The organism is Dietzia sp. DQ11-38-2 (assembly GCF_014145055.1).
GTDB lineage: Bacteria > Actinomycetota > Actinomycetes > Mycobacteriales > Mycobacteriaceae > Dietzia.
The window spans coordinates 1046-5440 of record NZ_JAALDW010000474.1; the positions used below are offsets into that span (position 1 = coordinate 1046).

Here is a 4395-nt window from a genome sequence, read left to right on the forward strand (position 1 = left end):
ACGCTCGTCGGGGCGGGTGCCGCCGAGGGCGCGATCGACGCGGCGTCGATCCTCAAGCCCAAGCTGGCCCGCGGTGAGCTGCAGACCATCGGCGCCACCACGCTCGAGGAGTACCGCAAGCACATCGAGAAGGACGCGGCGCTCGAGCGTCGTTTCCAGCCGGTGCAGGTCCCCGAGCCCAGCGTCGAGTTGTCCATCGAGATCCTCAAGGGTCTACGCGACCGCTACGAGGCGCACCACCGTGTCACCATCACGGACGCGGCCCTGGCCGCGGCGGCCCAGCTGGCGGACAGGTACATCAACGACCGCTTCCTGCCGGACAAGGCGATCGACCTCATCGACGAGGCCGGCGCCCGCATGCGGATCAAGCGGATGACCGCTCCGCCGGACCTCCGGGAGTTCGACGAGAAGATCGCCGAGGCCCGGCGCGAGAAGGAGTCCGCGATCGACGCGCAGGACTTCGAGAAGGCCGCCGGTCTGCGGGACACGGAGAAGAAGCTCATCGCCGAGCGCTCGGAACGTGAGAAGCAGTGGCGTGCGGGCGACATGGACGTGGCCGCGGTGGTCGACGAGGAGCAGATCGCCGAGGTGCTGGGTAACTGGACCGGGATCCCCGTGTTCAAGCTCACCGAGGAGGAGACCACACGTCTGCTCCGCATGGAGGACGAGCTGCACAAGCGGATCATCGGCCAGGAGGACGCCATCAAGGCGGTCTCCCGGGCCATCCGTCGCACGCGGGCCGGTCTCAAGGACCCCAAGCGCCCGTCGGGGTCGTTCATCTTCGCCGGCCCGTCCGGTGTCGGCAAGACCGAGCTCTCCAAGGCGCTGGCCAACTTCCTGTTCGGCGAGGACGACGCGCTCATCCAGATCGACATGGGTGAGTTCCACGACCGCTTCACCGCCTCCCGCCTGTTCGGCGCACCTCCCGGGTACGTCGGATACGAGGAGGGTGGCCAGCTGACGGAGAAGGTCCGGCGCAAGCCGTTCTCGGTGGTCCTGTTCGACGAGATCGAGAAGGCCCACTCCGAGATCTACAACACGCTCCTGCAGGTGCTGGAGGACGGCCGTCTCACCGACGGGCAGGGTCGCATGGTGGACTTCAAGAACACCGTGTTGATCTTCACCTCCAACCTCGGCACGAGGGACATCTCCAAGGCCGTCGGGATGGGCTTCCAGTCCGCCGACAACACCGAGGACGCCTACGACCGGATGAAGCAGAAGGTCAACGACGAGCTCAAGAAGCACTTCAGGCCCGAGTTCCTCAACCGTATCGACGAGATCGTGGTGTTCCACCAGCTCACCAAGGACCAGATCGTCGAGATGGTCGACCTGATGGTCAGCCGCGTGGGCGTGGCGCTCAAGGCCAAGGACATGACGATCGAGATCACCGACCGTGCCAAGGAACTCCTGGCCAAGCGGGGCTTCGACCCGGTGCTGGGGGCGCGGCCGCTGCGTCGCACCATCCAGCGCGAGATCGAGGACACGCTCTCGGAGAAGATCCTCTTCGGTGAGGTCGCGGCCGGCGAGTTGATCACCGTCGACGTCGAGGGTTGGGACGGTGAGTCCGACCAGACGGAGAACGCCAGGTTCACCTTCACCGGGGTCCCGCGGCCGGACGCCGCCGAGTCCCGCGAGGGTGAGGAGATCACCGCGAGTGTCGCTCCGACGGGTGAGGCCGGCCCGGGTGACTCGCTTCCCCCGAGCTCGGGTGGCTTCGCCGGCGGCGCCCCCGGTGGATCCTCGGGTAGTGGTGGGGCGGCTCCCGCCACCACCTAGCCCGAAAGGCGCCGCACCACCGCGAGGCGGCCCCCGCTCTTCCGAGCGGGGGCCGCCTCGTCGTCTGCCGGATCGCAGGCCCCGGGGGGGGCGACCCGGCAGTCAGTCGCGGGCCGACGGCACCGCCCACAGGCCACCGTCGACCACCACGAGCGGATCACTCGGCTCGTCGTCGAACCAGGCGTCCAGCATCCGCGCGATCACCAGGACGTGGTCGCCCGCAGGCACGAGACGGTCCAGTGCGACCCGTAGTCGCGCCCGCCCGCCGTGGAGGAGAGGTTCGCCGGTCTCGGCCCGCGTCCACAGGGAGTGGTCAGTGAACCTCTGTGCCGCGGGCCCCGAGAACCTCGACGCCAGGTGCCGGTCGGATTCCCCCAGCAGATGGATCACGGCGGTGCGGGCGTCGAGCACCGCGGCCAGGCTGGACGAGGAGATCCCCACGTTGAAGCTCACCAGGGCCGGTTCGGACGACAGGCTGGACGGCGACGACGCGGTGAACCCCACCGGGCCGTCGGCGCCGTCGAGGGTGATGATCGTGACTCCGGCGGGATGCAGTCGCATCGCCCGACGGTGGGTCTCCGCCGAGACGCTCTGGCGGTCGGAGGACAGGCTTCGTTCGGTCATGCCAGAAGTCTGGAGGCTCGTGCTACGGATGTCGAACGTTCTGCTCGTGCTGACGCGAAGTGGGTGACGCCGCCGTCACCACGTCAGGACACCGACAACAAGCGTGCGGGCAGCGCGCTCGTAGGGTCCGCGGAGATGGCGTCGAGCGCCACCGCCATGGCCGCCACCTGCTGGATCCGCCCTCCCGCCGTCGACACCCTGAGTTCGGGCGCTTCTCCCGGCAAGGGGGTCTCCCGCGAGGCGCTCAGAACGGGGCCCAGGTATCGCGGGTGGTCGGTGAAGGCCTGGCCGCAGAGCACCACCGAATCCGGGCGGGTGATGGTCGAGAGCAGCCCCACCAGGCGGCCGAGTACCGTGGCCCGCTCGACGAGGATCGCCTCGGCCACCGGATCGCCGGGTGCGCGTGCGGCGAGTTCCACCACCGACCCGACGGGGATGCCGCGGGCGGCCGCGGCGCGGACCAGTCCGGAATCGCCCACCACGTCCGTGAGGCCGCCTCCGCGGTCGTCGAGGTACGTGGTGGGCCCCACGGGCAGGTGCGCCAGTTCGGCCGAGCCGGCGCGCGGCAGGTGTACGGCGCCGTCGATCACCAGGGCGGAGCCGAGATGCTCCCGGGCGTAGACGACGAGCGTCGTCCCGGTGTGTGTCTCATGCCCCACGAGGAGTTCCGCCGCGGCCATGGCCTCGACGTGCGGGGCCACCGAGAACGGCACCCCGAGCCGATCGGCGAACAGCTCGGTCACCGGGACGTCCCGCCACCCCAGCAGGTCGTGGTCGACCCTGCCCGGGGAGGTGATCCTGGCCGCCGTGGCCACACCACCCCAGACGAGCCGACGTCCACGGTGGCCGTCGAGAAGACGGAACGCGATCGCGGACAGCTCGTCCGCGATCTGCTCCGGATCCCGGCCCGGGGTGGGGATCGCGAACTCGGACAGGATCCGGCAGGCGAGGTCACTGATCGCCACGACGCAGCGGCTGAGGCCGACGTGGACGGCCACCACCACCGGCCCGCCGGGATCGATCTCGACAGGGATGCTCGGTCGACCGACGGAACCGTCGTGCATGAGTTCCGGCCGCTCGCGGATGACGCCGGCGGACAGCAGCGCTGCCGTGGCGCGGCCGACCGTCGCCACCGACAAGCCCGTGGACGCTGCCACCTCCGGGCGGGTGACGGGCCCCCGGAACCGGATCGTGCGCATGACCCGGGCCGCGCTCACATCGGACAAGCGCAGGACAGGGGCGGCAGATCGGGTGGTCATGACGAGCAGGGTAACACAGGCTATAGACCGATCGGTCTACTCTGGTTAAGGGTATCGATCCTCGTGACGCCAATTGTGGCTCCACGCCACCGCCCGGTCCCACGATGAGTCGGTCCGCAGTCCGATCCCAGACCCCCAGGAGCCGTCAGTGGCCACCGACCCCATACGTCCCCACGCCGACCAGGCCGACCAGGCCGACCAGACGAAGACCCATCTCCACTGGTTCCTGCCCACATACGGGGACTCACGCCACCTCGTCGCCGGGGGACACGGCACGTTCATGTCGGGGGACCGTCCGGCGACGCTGTCGTACCTGCGGCAGATCGTCGCGGCGGCCGAGCACAACGGGTTCGAGTCGCTTCTCACCCCGACCGGCGCATGGTGCGAGGACGCCCTGATCACCAGCGCGCTGCTCGCCGAGTCGAGCGACCGCATCAGATTCCTCGTCGCGCTGCGCCCGGGCCTCATGAGCCCCACCCTCGCCGCGCAGATGGCGGCCACCTTCCAGTGGCAGACCGGGGGCCGACTGCTCCTCAACGTGGTCACCGGAGGCGAGTCGCGGGAGCAACGCGCCTACGGAGACTTCCTGGACAAGGAGGCGAGATACGCCCGGGCCGACGAGTTCCTCGACATCGTGCGCGGACTGTGGCGATCCGGGGAGGCCCTGACCTACCGGGGCGACCACCTCGCCGTCGTCGACTCCGTCCTGGCGCGGCGGCCCGACCCGGTCCCGCCG

Annotated in this window: 4 protein-coding genes; 2 read left to right on the plus strand and 2 right to left on the minus strand. The window is 69.8% G+C overall.

The window, feature by feature from the left end:
- A partial coding sequence (locus G6026_RS14850; RefSeq protein ID WP_241728111.1) for an ATP-dependent Clp protease ATP-binding subunit occupies window positions 1–1776 on the plus strand: 1776 nt, incomplete at its 5' end.
- A gap of 102 nt (window positions 1777–1878) precedes the next feature.
- On the opposite strand, the gene G6026_RS14855 is transcribed toward G6026_RS14850, so the two are convergent.
- Window positions 1879–2400 carry a flavin reductase family protein gene (locus tag G6026_RS14855; protein ID WP_182613630.1) on the minus strand — a complete coding sequence of 174 codons (522 nt, stop codon included), beginning with the start codon at window positions 2398–2400 and terminating at the stop codon, window positions 1879–1881.
- An 83-nt stretch (window positions 2401–2483) separates the two neighbouring features.
- Window positions 2484–3659: an ROK family protein gene (locus G6026_RS14860; RefSeq protein ID WP_182613631.1), complete on the minus strand. Its 1176-nt coding sequence runs from the start codon at window positions 3657–3659 to the stop codon at window positions 2484–2486.
- Window positions 3660–3822: 163 nt separating this feature from the next.
- Here G6026_RS14860 and G6026_RS14865 point away from each other — a divergent pair.
- Window positions 3823–4395, plus strand: a 573-nt coding sequence (locus G6026_RS14865; RefSeq protein ID WP_182613635.1) for an LLM class flavin-dependent oxidoreductase, incomplete at its 3' end; no start/stop codon positions are given.